Annotated in this window: 16 protein-coding genes; 13 read left to right on the plus strand and 3 right to left on the minus strand. The window is 58.4% G+C overall.

The genetic code is table 11. The features are described from left to right. Nucleotides 1-12: 12 nt before the first annotated feature. Both pyrF and AC2D8U_RS05010 read left to right on the plus strand, forming a co-directional pair. A complete protein-coding gene (gene pyrF, locus AC2D8U_RS05005; protein ID WP_484617955.1) occupies nt 13-711 on the plus strand; it encodes an orotidine-5'-phosphate decarboxylase in 699 nt (232 codons plus the stop codon). 165 nt (nt 712-876) lie between these two features. After that, nucleotides 877-2,631: an acyl-CoA dehydrogenase family protein gene (locus tag AC2D8U_RS05010; RefSeq protein ID WP_484617956.1), complete on the plus strand. Its 1,755-nt coding sequence runs from the start codon at nt 877-879 to the stop codon at nt 2,629-2,631. 4 nt (nt 2,632-2,635) lie between these two features. Here AC2D8U_RS05010 and AC2D8U_RS05015 read toward each other — a convergent pair whose 3' ends face one another. The 3 genes from AC2D8U_RS05015 to dacB all read right to left on the minus strand — a co-directional run bounded on the left by AC2D8U_RS05015 (nt 2,636) and on the right by dacB (nt 5,732). Next, complete coding sequence (locus tag AC2D8U_RS05015; protein ID WP_484617957.1) at nt 2,636-2,944, minus strand: hypothetical protein; 309 nt, start codon at nt 2,942-2,944, stop codon at nt 2,636-2,638. Between the two features lie 122 nt (nt 2,945-3,066). Continuing rightward, nucleotides 3,067-4,305, minus strand: coding sequence for a nucleotidyl cyclase domain-containing protein (locus AC2D8U_RS05020; protein ID WP_484617958.1), 1,239 nt, complete (start codon nt 4,303-4,305; stop codon nt 3,067-3,069). An 11-nt stretch (nt 4,306-4,316) separates the two neighbouring features. Then, nucleotides 4,317-5,732 (minus strand): D-alanyl-D-alanine carboxypeptidase/D-alanyl-D-alanine endopeptidase, encoded by a 1,416-nt coding sequence (gene dacB / locus AC2D8U_RS05025; RefSeq protein ID WP_484617959.1) that lies wholly within the window; start codon nt 5,730-5,732, stop codon nt 4,317-4,319. A gap of 86 nt (nt 5,733-5,818) precedes the next feature. On the opposite strand from dacB, the gene cydH reads away from it, so the two are divergent. From cydH to AC2D8U_RS05080, 11 genes are all read left to right on the plus strand, one after another. Then, nucleotides 5,819-5,911 (plus strand): cytochrome bd-I oxidase subunit CydH, encoded by a 93-nt coding sequence (cydH, locus tag AC2D8U_RS05030; protein WP_484617960.1) that lies wholly within the window; start codon nt 5,819-5,821, stop codon nt 5,909-5,911. 287 nt (nt 5,912-6,198) lie between these two features. After that, on the plus strand, nt 6,199-7,551 hold the full coding sequence (gene pssA, locus AC2D8U_RS05035; RefSeq protein WP_484618385.1) for a CDP-diacylglycerol--serine O-phosphatidyltransferase: 1,353 nt from the start codon (nt 6,199-6,201) through the stop codon (nt 7,549-7,551). A gap of 114 nt (nt 7,552-7,665) precedes the next feature. Continuing rightward, complete coding sequence (locus AC2D8U_RS05040) at nt 7,666-8,832, plus strand: GGDEF domain-containing protein (protein ID WP_484617961.1); 1,167 nt, start codon at nt 7,666-7,668, stop codon at nt 8,830-8,832. Nucleotides 8,833-8,857: 25 nt separating this feature from the next. Further along, nucleotides 8,858-10,051, plus strand: coding sequence for a methyltransferase (locus AC2D8U_RS05045; protein WP_484617962.1), 1,194 nt, complete (start codon nt 8,858-8,860; stop codon nt 10,049-10,051). A 181-nt stretch (nt 10,052-10,232) separates the two neighbouring features. Beyond that, nucleotides 10,233-11,423: an amino acid aminotransferase gene (locus tag AC2D8U_RS05050; protein ID WP_484617963.1), complete on the plus strand. Its 1,191-nt coding sequence runs from the start codon at nt 10,233-10,235 to the stop codon at nt 11,421-11,423. 178 nt (nt 11,424-11,601) lie between these two features. Then, a complete protein-coding gene (locus AC2D8U_RS05055) occupies nt 11,602-12,744 on the plus strand; it encodes a glycosyltransferase family 4 protein (RefSeq protein ID WP_484617964.1) in 1,143 nt (380 codons plus the stop codon). After that, nucleotides 12,741-14,168: an oligosaccharide flippase family protein gene (locus AC2D8U_RS05060; RefSeq protein WP_484617965.1), complete on the plus strand. Its 1,428-nt coding sequence runs from the start codon at nt 12,741-12,743 to the stop codon at nt 14,166-14,168. The genes AC2D8U_RS05055 and AC2D8U_RS05060 overlap by 4 nt, the downstream gene beginning before the upstream one ends. Next, a complete protein-coding gene (locus AC2D8U_RS05065; RefSeq protein ID WP_484617966.1) occupies nt 14,162-15,550 on the plus strand; it encodes an O-antigen ligase family protein in 1,389 nt (462 codons plus the stop codon). The genes AC2D8U_RS05060 and AC2D8U_RS05065 overlap by 7 nt, the downstream gene beginning before the upstream one ends. Next, nucleotides 15,519-16,724, plus strand: a complete 1,206-nt coding sequence (locus AC2D8U_RS05070; RefSeq protein ID WP_484617967.1) for a glycosyltransferase family protein — start codon at nt 15,519-15,521, stop codon at nt 16,722-16,724. Before AC2D8U_RS05065 ends, AC2D8U_RS05070 begins: the two co-directional genes overlap by 32 nt. A gap of 123 nt (nt 16,725-16,847) precedes the next feature. After that, nucleotides 16,848-17,237 carry a hypothetical protein gene (locus tag AC2D8U_RS05075; protein ID WP_484617968.1) on the plus strand — a complete coding sequence of 130 codons (390 nt, stop codon included), beginning with the start codon at nt 16,848-16,850 and terminating at the stop codon, nt 17,235-17,237. Beyond that, nucleotides 17,227-18,657, plus strand: coding sequence for a GumC family protein (locus AC2D8U_RS05080; RefSeq protein WP_484617969.1), 1,431 nt, complete (start codon nt 17,227-17,229; stop codon nt 18,655-18,657). Before AC2D8U_RS05075 ends, AC2D8U_RS05080 begins: the two co-directional genes overlap by 11 nt. Nucleotides 18,658-18,663: the final 6 nt, after the last annotated feature.

Consider the following 18,663-nt stretch of genomic DNA (forward strand, 5'->3'; position numbering starts at 1 on the left):
TGGAGAATATTGATGAACAACGGACCTAAGGTCCTGGTGGCCCTGGATTTTGCCAGTGAAACCGATGCAATGTCCTTTGTTGAGCGATTGGACCCGGCCGCATGTCGGCTGAAAGTCGGCAAAGAGATGTTTACCCTGTACGGGCCTCAGTTTGTGCGTGCCCTGACTCAGCGTGGTTTCGACGTCTTTTTGGATCTCAAGTTTCATGATATCCCGAATACCGTTGCCCGCGCCGTTGCCGCGGCCGCTGATCTGGGTGTCTGGATGGTCAATGTTCATGCCAGTGGCGGTAGCCGAATGATGCGCGCCGCCGCTGAGGCCCTTAAACCCTACGGTGACAAGGCGCCCAAACTCATCGCGGTAACCATGCTGACCAGCATGGGGGAAGATGAGTTGCCTGAATTGGGCTTGGCCGCCGATGGTCAGGCACAGGTTCGACGCTTGGCTAAACTGACGAAAGAGAGCGGGCTCGACGGTGTTGTCTGCTCGGCTCAGGAAGCGAGCCTGCTAAAAGCCGAACTGGGTGCTGAGTTTGAGCTGGTTACCCCCGGGATCCGTCCTGCCGGTGCCGATCTGGGCGATCAGAAACGGGTGATGACCCCGAAAGAGGCGGTTGCGGCAGGCAGTGACTACCTGGTGATTGGTCGACCCATCACTCGAGCCGACGATCCGGTTAAAGCTTTGGAGGCGATCAACGCTTCCTTGGCGTAACGGTTCTTCCTCAGCAAGCCGCCTTCGGGCGGCTTTTTTGATCCACTTCCTTGCCCTGCAGGGTCAGTGGCGTCAAGATCCCTGCCGGCACTTGATTTCGAGTGCTATCGGCTTAATATTAAACGACCGTTTTAATTGTTCGTTCGTCATAACTGAGGGTTCCCAATGACCTACCAAGCGCCACTCAAGGATATGCACTTCCTGCTTAAGGATGTTTTTCAGGCCGATGGAGAGTGGGCACAGAGTCCGGCGCTGGCCCAGGTACTGGATATGGAGACGGCCCAGGCGATCCTGGAGGAGGGCGCCAGGATCACGGCTGAGCTGATCGCACCGATCAACCGACAGGGTGATGAACAAGGGGTGCGGATCCTGGAGGGGAGGGTGACTACCCCAGATGGCTATAAGGAGGCTTATCGGCTCTATGCCGAGTCCGGTTGGGTTGGCTTGGGGGGCGATCCTCAATACGGTGGTATGGGGATCCCGAAGATGTTGGGCGTGCTGTTTGATGAGATGTGCTACAGCGCGTCCAACGCCTTTACTCTCTACAGTTCATTGACGGCAGGTGCGGCGCTGTGCCTGGCCAGCCACGGCAGTGAGGAGCAAAAATCCCTTTACTTACCCAAGTTGTACAGTGGCGAGTGGGCAGGGGCAATGGATATGACCGAACCACAGGCGGGCTCTGATCTTCGACACATTCGCACTAAGGCGGTACCCGATGATCAGGGAGGATACCGGATCTCCGGGAGCAAGATCTTCATTACCGGCGGCGATCATGATCTGACGGACAATGTGATTCATCTGGTGCTGGCGCGTTTGCCCGATGCACCCGCTGGCAGTCGCGGATTGTCGCTTTTCTTGGTGCCAAAATTTCAGGTCAACAGTGATGGCAGTCTTGGTCAGGCCAATGGTGTGAGTTGTGGTGCGGTTGAGCAAAAGATGGGGATCAAGGGTTCTGCCACCTGTGCCATGCATTTCGACCATGCCCGGGGCGAACTGGTTGGTAAAGCCAATCGGGGTCTCTTGGCCATGTTTACCATGATGAACTACGAGCGCCTCTCAATTGGGATCCAGGGATTAGGCTGTGCCGAGGCGGGCTATCAGATGGCGGTGGCCTATGCCAAAGAGCGTGAGCAGGGGCAAGGCGAGGGTGGCTCCCTAAACGGTGCGAGCAGTCCGATCCTGGTTCATGGCGATGTACGACGTATGCTGATGACCACGGCGGCCTTGACCGAAGCCGGACGTGCCCTGGCGGTATTTGCCGGGATGCAACTGGATCGGGTGAAATACGGCGAAGGGAAACAGGAAGAGGCGTCTGCCTTGGCGGGGTTGCTGGTGCCACTGTGCAAGGCGTTTTTTACCGATCTTGGCTTGGAAACCTGTGTACTGAATCAACAGGTCTTTGGCGGACACGGATATATTCGGGAAACCGGCATTGAACAGTTGGTACGGGATGTCAGGATCGCCCAGATCTATGAGGGAACCAACGGGATCCAGGCTTTGGATCTGTTGGGTCGCAAAGTGCTTCCAAGGCAGGGCCTGGCATTAAACTTGTTGGCCTGCCTGGCCGACGAGGCGATCTCTGGTCTGGCGCTGGATGATCGAGGTTATGGCGTGCAGGTGAAACGGGCCTTTGAGGAACTGCAGGCGGCCGTTACTGAGTTGAATGGTGCAGACAAGCTCGCAGATGCTATCAATGCTGGCGCCGTGGACTTTCTCCATGCACTGGGATATGCCATCTATGGTGTGATGTGGCTTAAGATGCTCAATGCGCTGGATAGGACTGAGGCGCCGTTAGCGGAAAGAAAGCGTCACCTGGCACATTTCTATTTTACCCGGCTGTTTCCCCGGTTTGATGCAAACTTGGCGTCTGCCATGGCGGATACGGACACGACCATGGCGATGCCAGCCGCCCTGTTCTGATCAGTCAGGAGCGGTGTCGTTTGAGTTTTCGCGTTTCCAGTTCATGAACATTGGTGGTAGCCCGGTAACGGTCTGCCACCTCTTTCCAGTACATCTCTGGCAAGTAAAACAGGTAGTATTTATCCCTCATGGTATCCGTGACAAACCCCATACCATGGCGGGTCAATTCAAAATGTACATCGGCGATAAAATCCTGCCTGAGGGTGTGCCGGCCTGATAACTTTTTCAGATCATCCCGCTCCAGAAAAACACCTTCCTCATAGTTTCCGAAACGCTCAATCATCCAGGCGGCGAACTCTTTTGCACTCTTCATTGACATAAAATGTCCCCCCGATAACGTGGTCGGCTTTTGCCCACCAATGAATTAGTTATAGACGAGATCCGGGGAATACAAAGGTAAAGTTCGTTTCGGGCAACGCTTGAGATCTTGTTGCTTTAGTCGTGATCCTCCATTGCCAGCGTAGACTGCCAAGGGGTTGCGTGCTCGGGAGAGAGGACCTGATCGATGCTGCGATCCCACTGTGTCAGCACCCGAACTCTTAGCTGCCAGGGGCTGTTGATTGGATGACTCTGCAGCAGGGTCCAGATCTTACCGGCGATAGCTTCGAGTTGAGGGCGCGGTGGCTGTCCGTGATGATCGAAACTGGCAGTCAATACTACCAGGGTGTTTGGCTGTACCTGGGCCAGCAGGTCTTCGCCACGCAAGCAGGAACGGAGTTGACTGGCCAGGGTCGTCCAATCCGGACATTCGCTCGGATCGGCAGGTTCGATAAACAGCAGGGCCGTGACATGCTGGTTGCGATTGAGCCTGGCCAACTCCTGTTGCAACCTGTGTTGAAAGGCTTCACCGCCATGGAGCAGGGGTGCGGCGAGCGGGCTGGGCGACGGGTTTGTATCGAACAACAGCAATAGGTGACCACTGCAAGGATCGAGGGGCTCGGTATGGATCCCGAGCAGACGGCCGCCCCCTGGCAACTCACACCAGTGTATCGAGTGGTTTGGGGTATCGCTTAGAGCGATTTGCTTCACCAGGGTTGGGCATTCTGCCGCGAGCTCGATGAGGGAGATCCCCTCCAGAGCTTCAATGGACTGATGAAAGGCTTGGGCAAAGCCGAGGCTTACTTGGCGTAGACAACCTGTGGGATCGATCCTGGCTTGGGCGTGGGTGGAGCGCTGTAGACACTGTTGCAGGACAAGACGCTCCTTCTGATAGTGTCCTTGGCGCAGATCCATGGCGATCCGGTCAACCGCGGTGCTCAGCAGGCTTCGAGGAAGTGTGGATTCGTTGTGTGCCTGATGGTCAAGCATCAGTAGGTGAAATTGACCGATCTGCGGTTCGACCGGGATCCGCGCACCATAGTAGCAGTTCAGGGACGACTGTTGGCGTAGGGACCAGTGCGGAAAATGGAGCAGGTTTTGGTAATAGACCTGCAAGTCCGGCGCATGACTTTCACGGTAGAGTTGTTGGCAGGGGGCCTGGTAGAGCGGGTAGGTGCTCAAGGGACAGTTGCGCCCCTGTTCACTGAGGACGAGCAGTCGGATCTGATCATCCTGACGTTGCGCTAGCGCTACTCGAGGCCAGTGATCGGCCAGGTACATCGCTTCGGCAACGCGGTGGATCAGTTCTGCACCTGAATCATTTTGTGCCAATTTTCGCCAGGGATCTTGGGGCATAATGGCTGCTCCTAGTTGGGACCAGGGTGTTGAACCCGTTTGCTTGTGTCTGGTTTCAAGCATTGGTGATGCAGGCACTGATAAAGGGCTTGCTCATACTGAGTCAGTGCGGAACGAACGACATCGGGATCGCCAACCAAGCCGTTGATCAGTTGGACGACGATCAGTCGCTGTCCGTCAGCCGTTTCAACAAAGCCAGCGAGGTTGCTGACCTGATTAAAGCTCCCTGTCTTAGCCCGCACCTTTCCCGCAATATCGGCCAGTCCAGCACGGTGCTTGAGGGTACCGCTGTATCCTGCAACCGGAAGCAGGGAGATAAGAGGCTTGAGTCTGGGATCCTTTTGCCAGTGCAGCAGTAGTTGGCTCAACTGTCCGGCACTGAGCAGGTTATAACGGGACAAGCCAGAACCGTCGTACAGGGCGCTGGGCTTAAGGTACAGTCCCAATTCATGCTGAAGGATACTATGCACGGCATCGCTGCCGGCAGAAAAACCGGCACTGCGTCCGTAGAGCTGATACGCGAGGGTGCGTTGCAGCGCATCAGCCAGTTGATTGTCAGAGTCTTCCAGGACACGCTGTAGCAATGGGCCAAGGGGTTTGGATTGATGGGATGCCAGAACGGTTAGCCCATCTGTTGCCCTGCCAACACGCACCGTTCCTTCCAAGTGGATCCCTGCTTCAATCAGGAGTTGCTTCAACACCGACGTCATGTAGTGGATCGGATTGTTGATGGCGATGGCCAGGGGGATAGCTCGGTCGATGCAGCCCTCGAGACGATAGCGATTTCCATCGAAACGCTGCATCTCCAGCGGGCAATCTCTGGAGGGTGGGCGGATCTGCAGTTGGGTTTCCACTTCGATGGGAAGATAGGCGGGTTTAACGATCCGTACCCGTTCCCCATTGAGCTCAAGCCGTATCCTGGCACAGTTGCCATCAAGCATGATGGCTGAGGCCGGGGCGGCATAACAGATCCCCAGATCATCCCAGGGCCAGCCCGGGGCACGATCGTATCCGGAAAAACGGTGTCCATCGAGGAGTAGGTCCCCCTCGATCTCCCTTATGCCTTGCCGCTTGAGTTTCATCACCAGAGCGTAGAGATCAGTCCTGCTGAGGGTGGGGTCTCCGGACATGGACAGGATCAAATCGCCTCGAATACGACCTTGCACCGGATCCGTTCCACGAAACTCCGTCAGGAAACGAAAATCCTTGCCGAGCTTAAGCCAGGCGGCTGTGGCGGTGACCAACTTCAGGGTCGATGCCGGGGCTAACTGACGGTCTTCGGCATGCTGGTATAAGGGAGTTCCATTGGGCCCAAGGATCACCAGGGCCGACTGACTGCCTGGTGGCAGCAAGGCCGAAAATTCGGAGAAACCTGCCTGGCTGGCTGGTGCCACCACAAGTGTCATAAGGAACAGAAAGAATCGCATTGTCTCTTCTACTTTTGCCTAACTTGTTCGCCGCAAGGAAAAAACACCATAATGAACTTACCTTAGCTTGATGAGGAAAAGGAATCATGAATCAAGATCTGCGTTACGCTCTGGTAGCAACTGTATTGATCCTGTCTGGTATTCTCGCACTGGGTGTTACGGCAATTCACTTTGCCTGAATGCTCTCCATAATGCCGCCAAGTTTATGAAACAAGGCGGTATCATCCTGGGTGATCTGGTGCACAGAACCCGGATAGTGGCCGCTGCCTGCTCCACACACTCGGTACAATAGCTCTGACGAGGCTTGCTCAACTACGAGGGGTCTGTTTTACTAGCGAGCAGATCCCAAATCCTCAATTTGCCTTTTCCTACAGTCACCTGTTACGAATGGCAAACTGGCAAAGCTTATATTGAGTGGATGATGTTGTCCGGTTTCAGCGATGCTGCGACCGGCGTAAAAAAGAATATGCAATTGGCGACCCTATCTCCCAAAAATTGGTACGACGGCTTGGCCGGGTGTACTGTGCACTCGGATAACGTCGAGGTTATCACTGACACCTCTGAGTATGGCCAGCGTTTGCTGGCGATGATTGAATCGGCACAAAAGCGGATCTACATTGCGGCCCTCTACCTGCAGGATGACGAAGCCGGGCGTGCGGTGCTGCATGCCCTCTACCAAGCCAAGCAGCGTTGCCCTGAGCTCGATGTTCAGATCCTGGTGGATTTCCATCGCGCTCAGCGGGGGTTGATTGGTAAAGGTCCTCAGATCGGTAATGATCAGTTCTATCGTGAACTGGCCCAAGAATATGCACCGGTCGAGATTGGAGTATTCGGCGTCCCGGTGAAGAGCCGGGAGTGGGCGGGAGTCTTGCACCTCAAGGGTTTCGTCGTGGATGACAGCGTCGTGTATAGCGGTGCAAGCATCAATGATGTCTATCTGGGTTGGAAGGATAGGTTTCGATACGACCGCTACCACTTGATCCACGATAAGACGCTGGCTGATAGCCTGTCTCGTTTCATGCTTGAGGATCTGATCGCCAGTGAGGCCGTTGTGTCTTTGCTGCACCCCCCGGTCCCTACGGCCAAATCCTTGCGCCGTAGCATTAAACAGTTAAAGCTGCGCTTGAGTCGAGCCCGCTATCAACTGCCGGTTGATCAGGGTGAGGGCAATGTGACCATATATCCCTTGTTAGGGCTGGGGCGCCAGGGGAATCAGCTTAATCGCACCATTGTTAAGTTGCTTCGCAGCGCTCAGCATAGTGTCGTGATCTGCACGCCCTATTTTAATCTGCCCAGCCAGTTGACGGCCGTGATCGGCCGACTGTTACGACGCGGAGTAAAGGTTCAGATCGTTGTTGGTGACAAGACCGCCAATGACTTTTATACACCGCCGGACCAGCCGTTTTCGCCTATCGGTGCCTTGCCCTATCTCTATGAGCAAAATCTCAAGCGTTTTGCCAAGCGGCACCAAAGCAGCATCGACAAGGGGCTGCTGGATTTGCGATTGTGGCTCCATGAGAACAACAGTTATCACCTTAAGGGGATCCAGGTCGATGACCATGCATACCTGCTTACCGGGAATAACTTGAACCCTAGGGCATGGGCCCTGGATCTGGAAAATGGCCTGTTGCTGCTGGATCCCAAGCAAGCGCTGAAAGGTAAATTCGATGCCGAGCGAGCCTGTATTCTGGAAAACACCCGTTCATTGTCGGGCTACAAAGTGATTGAAACCTTAGATCAGTACCCAGCCCAAGTCACTAAATTATTGAAAAGGTTGAAGAGAGTTCGTGCGGACCTCCTCCTGAAGCGAGTTCTCTAGTGAAAAGGCGGCGTCAGCCGCCTTTTTATCTCCCAAGGTTACATTGGATAGTGTAATCGGTCGCCTAATCAAATTCATGAATCCGTTCCCAAACGAGATCGTTTTAAGCTGAAAATGAACACGTTTCGCGAGCTCAGTCCTGTTGCCTGGGGCTTAGCGGTCATTGTCATGGTCGTCGTTGGCCTGCCTTGGTGGCAACTGCACTTGAGCCCTCACACCCTAGCTGTGGATCTGATCCCCGTAGCGGTGTTGGCCCTGTGTACTCTGATGGCTACACGATTTAGACAGCCTTTCTATAGCTACCTCAGTTTGCTGATCATTGTGGTCTACCCTTTCCATGTAGGCACTCTGGGCATTGAGAACCAGCTTGTACTCAGTGGCGAGACCCTGTACCTGTTTATCGCGTTAAACCTCCTTTGGCTGCCATCACTTCCCGCAACCGTCATGCACCTGGCGGTTTGGACCGGCTTTTTGTTGGGTCAACTTCTGTTGTCGGCTCAGTTGAACTGGAACTGGCTCGATTTTGGGGGGCAGCCAATCTCCCAATGGGTGCCCTACGCGTACCTGCTGCTGTTGCCCATGGCACGGTTTGCAAAGCCTTTGCTCAAAGGGCAGGGCACCTACCTGTTGCCTATGCTACTCGGCGCCATGATGTGGCTGGTCAACACTTGGCCAATGCCCTGGCCCGGACATATGTTGATGTATCTGGGAATGAGCATCATTCTGTTACTGGCGGTATTCGACGGTGCCTATCGCCTGGCTTTTCGAGATGCACTCACAGGGTTGCCGGCTCGACGTACTCTGGATGGCGATCTGATCTTCTGCGGGGCCCGTGTTCATCTGGCGATGATCGATGTGGACCACTTTAAAGAGTTCAATGATCGTCATGGCCATGATACCGGCGATGATGTCCTGAGAACCGTGGCCACCAAGTTGCGCAAAGTGAAGGGGGCCCGCGCCTATCGTTATGGCGGTGAGGAGTTTACTCTGCTGTTTGCTCGCATGGAGGAAAAGGCGGTGGAAAAGGCCCTGGAGAACCTGCGGCGTGACATTGAGAGGCTGCCCCTGCTAATGGCCGACCACCGCTTGGTAGAAAAGCGGGAGTTGTTGGTGATGCGAAATGCCCATCGTAGCCAGTTAGAGAAAACCAAGATCACCATCAGCATTGGGTTGGCCCGGCGACATGGTCAGCATGAGGAGATGAGCAGTGTGATCTCTCGAGCCGATAAAGCCCTTTACCGGGCGAAAGAGGATGGTCGAAACCAGTTGTCCGTGGGATAATCCCGCCTTTTTCGGGGGATGAACCATGGATCTGTACCGGCGCTTTGATCAACTCCTGTCCCTGCTGCATCGGGGGGAACCCTTGTGGCGCAGCGAGCCCTTCATTTGCAGTCACCCCCACTGGCTGAATACAAAGCCAGAATTGGCAGCATTTCTCCTGGCCCTGGACGATGAGGCCGTCACTGCCCTTGAACAGGACGACTCGGCTCTGTTTGCTGCTTTGGCACCCTTCTGGCCCGACGTGTTGGCACTGAGTCCTTTGTTGAACCTGCCCAAATTCGATCGTCCCCTCGATTACCGTCCCAATCCGAGGCAGTTTGCCCACATTCCCGGCCGTAAGTGGGAGCAGATCCAGGCGTTTTGCGCCAATCTCGGCAGCGGTGCGGATGCCTATCTGGAATGGTGCTCCGGCAAGGGGCACCTGGGCCGTTTGGTGGCCGCGAAAGAAGAAAAAAGCGTGGTGAGCCTGGAATATGATCCCGCACTGTGCGAACAGGGAGAGCAACTGGCCAAGCGCGCTGGGCTGGCGCAGACTCTGGTGTGCCAGGATGTCCTGGCTAACGACGTGGCCCGTCACTGGCGCCCGGGGCAACATGCCCTGGCCCTTCATGCCTGTGGTGATCTGCATCGCCAACTGCTTCACCAGGTGACGGCGGCGCGGCTGGATGGCGTGATCCTCAGCCCCTGCTGTTATCACCTGACCCAAGATAGCCACTACCAGCCACTGTCTCAGCATGCCCAAGGACACGCTCTGCCACTGACCCGTGGGGAGATCCGCCTGGCGGTTCAGGAGACCGCCACGGCGCCTTTGCGGGTTCGCAAGCTGAGGGCCAAGGAGATCAGCTTTCGCCAAGGGTTTGCTTTCCTGCATCGCTCACTTTGGCCTGATTGTCCGTTACCCAAGATCCCATCCTGTGGTAAGGCGCTGTTGTCCGCAGGGTTTGCGTCTTTTTGTGGCTGGGCGGCGGAGTGCAAAGGGTTGAGTTTGCCCTCGGATCTTGACTGGGATCGGTTCGAGCAGCGGGGGGTAAAAGCCTGGGATAGGATCCGCCGGCTGGAGCTGGTGCGGCAGCTCTATCGACGGCCGCTGGAACTCTACCTGGTGCTCGATCGGGCCATCTATCTCCATGAGCAGGGTTACCGGGTTGAATTGGGGGAGTTCACTCAACGCCATATCACGCCCCGTAACCTGATGATACGGGCGTTTCGTACCTCCTGAGTTGGCCCTGGTGGCTGGATAGCCTGGTGCAGTCGCCGGTGAGATAGTTGATGCGAATCAAGTCATAGTAATTTCTGCTGGCCTGGCCACCGATAAATCGACCCGGGCAGACTGACACTCTTTTCCCGTAATGGTAGAGTGACCTGTCCTTCACTAATCCACTCAACTTTGGCCTAACCCGATGTTTGAAAACATAGAACTTGCTCCAGCTGATCCTATCCTCGGCCTTAATGAGGCCTTCCGTGCCGACCCTCGCGATTCCAAGGTGAACTTGGGCGTCGGCGTATATAAAGACGAAGCGGGCCGTACCCCTGTGCTCAATTGCGTCAAGCAGGCCGAAGCACGGATCCTGGCGGATCAGGCCAGCAAGAGCTATTTGGGGATCGATGGGCATGCCGCTTACCGCGCCCTGGTGCTGCCGCTGCTGCTGGGTGAGGATCACCCGGTACTTAACGCCAACCGTGCCCGTGCCGTACAGGCCCCAGGCGGAACCGGTGCCCTGCGGATCGCCGGTGATTTTGTGGCGGGTAACCTGGGCGGCAAGCGGATTTGGATCTCCAACCCCAGCTGGGCCAACCATCGCCAGATCTTCGAAAGCGCAGGCTTGAAGGTCGAACAGTATCGTTACTTCGATGCACAGAACAACGCATTGGATTTTGACGGCATGTTGGCCGATCTGGATGCGCTGGGCAGCGACGACGTGGTGGTGCTGCACGGTTGCTGCCACAACCCGACCGGGATCGATCCGACCCTGGAGCAGTGGCAGGCGCTGGCGGCCAGTGCCAAGGCCAAAGGCTGGTTACCGCTGTTTGATTTCGCTTATCAAGGGTTTGCCACCGACGTGGAGAGTGATGCCGCCGGTTTGCGTCACTTTGCCGGTGAGCTGGACGAACTGCTGATCGCCAACTCCTTCTCCAAGAACTTTGGCCTCTACAATGAGCGGATCGGTGCCATGACCCTGATCGCCCGTACGGCAGATGAGGCCGATCGTGCCCTGTCTCAGGTCAAGCGCATTGTTCGCTCCAACTACTCCAATCCGCCGTCTCACGGTGCTGAGGTGGTGGCGACCATCCTGGCCGATGCCGAACTCAAGGCGTTGTGGCTGGAGGAGTTGGCTCAGATGTCAAAGCGGATCCACCAGATGCGCGACGCTCTGGTTGAAGGCCTCAAGGCTGAGGGTGTGCCCGGTGACTTCAGTTTTATCCAGTCACAAAATGGCATGTTCAGTTTCTCCGGTCTCAACCCTGAGCAGGTTGCCCGTCTCAAGGAAGAGTTTGGGATCTACATTGTCGGCTCTGGCCGGATCAATGTGGCCGGCCTGACGCCGGACAATATCGGCGGTGTGGTAAAGGCGATTGCAACGGTCAGCTGATCGCACCCCAAAAAACGCGCCCGCCCACGCTTTGCGTCGGCGGGCGCGTTTGCGTTTTACCGATGCAAAACGCGAGAGTCCCAAAGACCTAATATAAAATCCATTTAATTCAATGGAATAAACTTGGCGTGAAATATGAATGGTGACTCCCACACGAAACAGCTCTGTGGGGGTGACTATGAAAACGCTGGCCTACCTGATACCGAAATACCCGGTGCTGAGCGAAACCTTTGTCAGTAACGAAATGACGGCGATGGCCCGGCGGGGTCATCGCATCGTGCCCATCTGTTTCGATCTGGGAGAGCCGATCGCCGGTGAACACGTCGCCTACCGGTTGGGCGACGTTTCTCACCGCGCTGCCTTAACCCAGTTGTGCGCGCTGGCGTGGCAGGCCCCGGCAAGGGCTTTTCTCAATCAGCAAACCGGTTTACCCAAACGCTCTTTGGCCCTGGCCGCCGGTCAGCTTGCGGTGCTGTTGCGCCGCCATGGCTGTGATCATGTGCATGCGCATTTTGCTCAACATACTGCGGCCACCGGGATCCTGGCCGCCCGGATGGTGGGGATCACCGCTTCCTTTGTCGGTCATGGCGCCGATGTGTATGCCGCACCGGCGGATCTCCCCCTAAAACTGCGAAGCTGTGATCTGGCTGTCGGCGTCTGCCGGGAGATGGTCTCGGACTTTATGGCCATGGGGGGACGTCGGGTCGCGCTGGTGCCCTGCGGGATCCCGACCTCCAGTTACCAAACCGACACGCCGACTGCCGTTGGCCAGCGATTGCTGTTTGTCGGCCGCCTGGTGGAGAAAAAGGGATTGGAGACGGTTCTGCAAGCCATTGCCGGGATCACCTCATCGCAGCGGCCTGTGCTGGATGTGGTGGGGGAGGGGCCCTTGCTCGATAGGCTGCAGGCATTGAGTGTCTCCCTGGGGATCTCGGCCTGGGTCAACTTTCTCGGCGCCCAACCCCGTCACTTTGTGATCGCCAACCGGGGGCGCTACAAGGCGTTGCTGGCACCGTTTTGCATCGCCGGTGATGGCGATCGGGACACGGGCCCCCTGGTGATCAAGGAGGCGATGTCGCTGGGTCTGCCTGTAATGGTGAGTAACATCATGGGGCTCAAGGAGATCGTCAACCGGGAGTGTGGCTGGCAACTGTCCAGTGACGATCCCGCCCAGTGGCGACGGCAGATCTCAAAGCTGCTGCAGATCCCCGAGGAGCGCCTTAAGGCCATGGGGCTTCGTGGCCGTTATCGTGCCTGTCGGCACTTTGATGTGGCGCTGCAGGCCCGTCGTCTGTCCGGCCTGATTGAGCAATGCGCATGAGATCCTGGCTTCCCTGGCACTGGGGACGGCAGGCCGCGGTTCGGGCGCAATGCCAATATGCTCTGGCGATTTTGCTGGGGCGGGGCGTCAGTGTGTTGCTTTTGCCCTGGCTGGCGCACCTGCTGACCACCCGAAGCTATGGCCAGCTGAGCCTGCTGACGGCCCTGGCTGGGCTGGGCTCCATGGTGTTTGGCATGGGGATGAGTGAGGCCTGCCTGCGTTTTGTTCGCAGCCGGGCCGACGCCGGTGCCCTGATGGGGCTGACCCTGTGCCTGAGCCTGGGGTTGCTGGCCCTGGGTCTGGTACTGATCCCCTGGTTGGAAGTCATGATCCCCGGTGAGTTGGCCGGCCACTGGTTGGCTCTGCTGCTGCTCAGCCTGGCCTGTGGCGGGATCCTCAACCTGATCCAGTGCCGCTTACGCCAGCAGGAGCGCCCGAGCCAATACCTCTACCTCTGCGCCGGACAGAGCTTGGGGCAGGCCGGACTTATCCTGATGCTGGTGCCTATGGGGTTGGGGATCACCGGCGTGCTGCTGGCCGGGGCGCTGGCCTCCAGTCTGATGGCCGCCATCGGGCTGCACCGATTTTGTCGAGAGCAGCCGCTGCGGCTCGAGTGGCAAGCCAGTGTCCGCTTCCTGCGCTACAGTGTGCCCTTGGCCTTGGGGGCGGCCTTGCTATGGGCCCTGAACGGCTATGAACGTCAATGGCTGGCCTGGTTACAGGATCAGGGCTTAACCCACCCGGAGCTGCTCGCTGAGGTTGCCCTGGCCGGACAGTGTGCCCTGCTGGCTGCCCTGGCCTGTGAGCCCTTTAATCTGTGGTGGTTTGCCCGCCGTTTCCAGTGGCTGGAGCAGGGCCGCTGGCTGGCCCATGGCGAGGCGACCATGGTGGGTCTGTTGTGGTTGACGGCCTCGGTCTCGGCGGTGGCTCTGCTGGCGCCTGTGGGCGTGATCTGGTTGTTCCCCCCTCAGCTGCACGCAGCCCTGGACCATCTGCCCTGGTTGCTGCTCCTGGTGTTGTTGCGTCAATGCGGGGCGCTGCTCAATGTGGGCCTCTATCTGCAGCGCCAGGGGAGTGAGATCTTACTGATCAACCTGCTGTGGGCCGGTACCGCCCTGATCGCCTTACCCTGGATGCTGTTGCAGGGGGAGATCAACAGTGCCCACGGGATCTTTGCCCTGTTGGCCACTGTCTGTGCCGGGCGGACGGCGCATTTCGCCTGGGGATCCCAACGTCGCCTGTCGCTACCCTATCCGTTGTGGGCCCTGCTTCCCTGGCTGTTGGCTTGTTTGGTCCAGCTGGCGATGCTTCTCCATCCGAACCTGCCCCTCTGGCTCCATCTCCTGCCCCTGGCGGCCGCGCTGTGGGGAGTGCTGCATCTTTCTCGGCATATCACGCCGGCAAGCAAGGAGTGCCCATGTTAAGTCGGCGCCTGCGGCGGGTTGGACACAGTGGGCTGGCATCGCTCCTGCTCCTGGTAATGGGTCTGCTGCTGATGGCATTTGCCTTGTTGGTCCAGCAGCAGCCCCTGGCCGTGTTGGCTCTGGCACCTCTGGTGTTGCTGGTCCTGCGTCACCACCCCTATCTGCCGGCGCTGGGGTTCGTACTCCTCTCCTATTTCCGCCTGCATGAGTTGTATCCCCCCCTGATGGCATTGCACCTGCCCCAACTGTGTGCCCTGGCAGCCCTGGGGGTCTTGGGGATGGGGATCCTGGTCCGGGGGGCGGGGTGGCTCTACCTGCCGCCCCAGGGCAAGTGGTTGCTGGTTTTTTTCCTGGTGACCCTGCTGGGTGTCCTGATGGCCACCAATCGAGGGTTGGCCATGGGTTACCTCACCGCGACCTGGGTCAAGATCGTCCTGATGACCTTTGTGATCGCCTGGCTGGTGGATACCCCAAGGAAGCTCAATGTCGTGGCCTGGCTGGTGATGCTCAGTGGCGCTCTGGTGGCCGTGGTGGCCCTGTACAACCAGGCCAATGGGATTGGGCTGGTGGAGGGGACCCGAGTCACCATAGGTCGTCGCTATGGCTCCATGCTGGGCGATCCCAATGATCTGGCTCTGGTCCTGCTGTTTCCATTGAGTTTTGCCCTGGGACGAAGCCTGGTCCCGGGCCGGCCCAGATACCTGGCCTGGTTGCTGGTGGTCCTGGTGATCGCGGCGATCCTGGCGACCCAGAGCCGAGGCGGCCTGCTGGGGATCCTGTCGGTGACGGCTTTTTACGGGATCCGCCGATTTGGCCTCAACGTCAAGGTGATCGCCGCCGGTGGCCTGGCCATGATGTTGCTGGTGGCGGCGGCGGGGATCAGCGGCCGGACATCCGGCGGTTCCAGCGAAACGGGGATCGATGCATCGGCCATGGGGCGTCTTTACGCCTGGCAGGCGGCATGGAGCATGGCGCTGTCAAACCCGGTGACCGGTGTGGGGCTGGATAATTTTTACGTTAATTACTATTTCCACTCCCCCCACTGGGACGGCAAAAACCATGCGGTGCACTCCACCTGGTTTGATGTGCTGGCCCAGGCGGGGTTCGTTGGATTTTTCCTGTTTGTTGGTCTCTATGTCAGCTTGCTTAAACAAAGCTGGGCCAATCTCAAGGCACTGGCCTCGGATCCCGGCATGGGCCACTGGAGCGCGGCCTTGCTGGCGGGGCTGATCGGCTTTGGGATCGGCGGGACTTTCCTGACCCAGGGGTTTACCTGGCCCCTGTATATCTATACCGCGTTGATCTGGGGACAGACCCGGATGATCGTCATCGGCAACGAGGAGAGGGAGCATGGCCAAACCGGTTTTGTGGGTGTTCGGTGAAGATTGGGGGGCCCACCCATCGAGTACCCAACACCTGATCGTCAGGTTGCGGGAACGTTTCGAGATCGTCTGGATCAACTCCATCGGCCTGAGGCGTCCGGGTTGGCGTGATCTGGCCCGGCTGTGGAGAAAACTCATGGCGCCTCGAGAGTCGACGCTATCGGTTCCTCAGGGGATCCGGGTTCGCAATGTTCGGCTGTTACCCCTGGCGCGCCTTCGGCTGCTAAGGCGACTCAACCGCATTTGGTTCGCCCGCCAGATGGCCGACTGCCCTCGACCGGATCAGATCTGGACCAGCCTGCCCAGTGCCGAGGTGTTGCTTCCTCAGTTTCCCCATTGTCCTGTGATCTACTACTGCGGGGACGACTTTTCTGCCCTGGAGGGGGTGGATCATGCCAGGGTGGCCGAAGCGGAGTTGCGTTTGCTGGCCCGGGCCGATCTGGTGCTGGCGGCCAGCGAGGCGCTGATCCGCAAATTTCGCTCAGGGCCTCAGGGCGGGGAGCCGGGGCGGCTCCTGCACCTGCCCCATGGTGTGGATCTCGAGCTGTTTGGCGGCGACCATCTTCGACCGGATGATCTTCCGGCGGGGCCGGTGATGGGCTTTTACGGCAGCTTTGCCGCCTGGCTGGACAGTGAGCTGCTGATCGCATTGGCGCAGGCCTGTCCCGAGGCCAGCCTGGTGATGATCGGCGAGGGGGAGGGGATCGATCCGCGCCTGTGGCGATTGCCCAATGTGGTTCGCCTGGGCCGTAAGCCGCACCATGAGTTACCCGCCTATGCCGCGCACTTTGATCTGGCCCTGTTGCCGTTTCGACTCAATGAGCAGATCCAGGCCTGCGATCCGCTCAAGCTTAGGGAATACCTGGCGGCTGGTGCCCAGGTATTGAGTACGGACTTCGCAGCCGCGCGAAGTTGGTTGCCCCACGTCACCCTGGCCCGAGACGGGACTCAGTTTCTCGAGCAGGCACGGCAAAAACTGTGCGGACAGGGGGATAGCGACTTCGCTGCTCGAGCGCGCCAGGCGGCGGTGGCGGGCAGCAGCTGGCAGGCTCGGGCGGAGCAGGTCGCCACCCATTTGGCCGCTTTGACGGCTGCCTCGCAGGACGCTAGCCAGCCTTGTAACGTTTGCATTGCAGATCGCAACGCTCCCATGCAAAGAAGAATAAACCCTTAATAAACAATGGCTAAATCTTTGGCCTGGATCCTGCAAACCCCCATTGAGTCTCGGCGTGATAAGCCGTCGAGGCCAACAGAAAGGCGGGCAAACCGGCCCGCTGAAGGCACACCGGGGGTCAATATGTCGTCATCTTGCTGCTTCAAACCTGGTCCACTTCTCTGTGCCGCCGTGCTCGGGCTTTTGCTGCTCGGAGGGTGCGCCAGCACCTCCTCCGGTGGCAACGCCCCCTTGATGATGCAGTGGTCTACCCAAGGGTTGCAGCCGTCTCAACTGGTGCGGATCAAGGCGTACATCGCTGAGCACGGCCAGGTGTCGGTGTTGATGGGGCCGGTGGCGGATCTGGCTCCCTGGCAGCAGGCCCACGTAGGCCAGCAGCGGGTGGCCAGCCTGCGCGAGGCGCTGATGCTCACGGCTTCACAGCTGCCAGGCCGATACGCCCCATCCCTGGGTAATAACGCCTTTGTGCTGTTGCCCAGTGATCTTGCCTCGGGGATTGAGCGTGTTGACTGATCGTTTGCTCACCCTGAGCTACTTTGCCCTGCTGGCGCTATGGCAGCGAAAGTGGTGGGTGCTGATCCCAGGGGGAATGTTTGCTCTGCTGGCCTGGGGGCTCAATGTGTCGGCGCCGGATCGCTACCTGGCCAGTACCACCTTGCTGGTGCAGGAGCCTGCGCTGAATAACCCGACACTCAATGACTGGTCGGTGGCGGTACGGGTTGAGGACAGGATTGAGGGACTCAAAACCCTGTTGCACAGTCGCCATATGCTCTCCAGCGTGGTGGCGCGCAGTGGCTTCTGGCCGGAGCTGGAGGAGGCCAGAAAGGCCGGCCTTTACCGCCAGATCGCCGCCGGGATCCGCCTGCAACTGATGGGTGACACCCTGATCAAACTGAGCCTGAGCTGGCCGGATCAAGAGCAGGTCGCCCCCTTGCTGGCCTTGATCAGCGAGCAACTGGTCGCTGGGCTGGTGGCGCCGGGTGCCGATGCCGTCGGTCGCTCCGAGCAGTTTCTCAAACGTCAGCTGGCGCAGCAGGTCCGGGAGTTGTCCGAGGCGGAAACCGAACTGTCTCAATACAAGAGATCCCATGCGGATCTGGTGCCCAGTCTGTTTGGTGCCACCAACCAGGCGCTGCAGGAGGTCGAGCAGGCGATGCGGGACGCGGCGATCGAAAAAGGCTCGGTCGAGCGCCAGCTGGGCTCCCTCAGCTCGGATCTGGCCGGCGCTAACCCCGTGGTGGGGGAGCTTGAGACTCGGATCGTGGCGATCCAGGCCGAGCTGGTATTGCTGCGGGCCCGCTATACGGATGCCCACTCCAAGATCAAGGCGCTGGTTGGCCAACTCAAAAGGTTACAGGCGGAAAAAAGGCGTTTGCTCGGCGAAGCCCAGTCGTTGGAGCTGGCCGATCTGGAGGGGTTGTGGCAGATGGCCAGTGCCATCGAGCTGGATCCCGACTCCGAGGCGCCCCCCCTGCTGCTCTCACAGCTGCAGGGCGTACAGCAGGCCCGCAGTCGATTATCGGCTCTGGATGGCCAGCTGAGCATGCTGGAGCAACAACGCGCAGAGCTGATGGCCAAGCTGGCGAAGAGTACCGAGGTGGAGCGGGATCTTAAGCGCTTGTCCCGTTCGGTGGACGTGAAACGCAGCCTGCTAGACGAGCTCCAACTGAGATTTGAAAAAGCCCGGGTGACCGCCGATCTCGGACTGTTCGAAGCGGATGACAAAACCAAGGTGATCGACCAACCCAAACGCCCCTATCGCTCCAGCAACGCGCCGTCCTACCTGGCGGCACTGGCTGGACTGCTGGCGGGGCTGGGGATGGGACTCTCCCTGGTGCTGTTACTGGAGTGGCTCAACCCCGTATTGATGCTGGGGGAGCCCATGGTGGAACTGACGCAAAGCCCGATCCTGGTTCGGGCCAAACATTGGTAGCGGGGA

Source organism: Ferrimonas sp. YIN67, assembly GCF_057219095.1.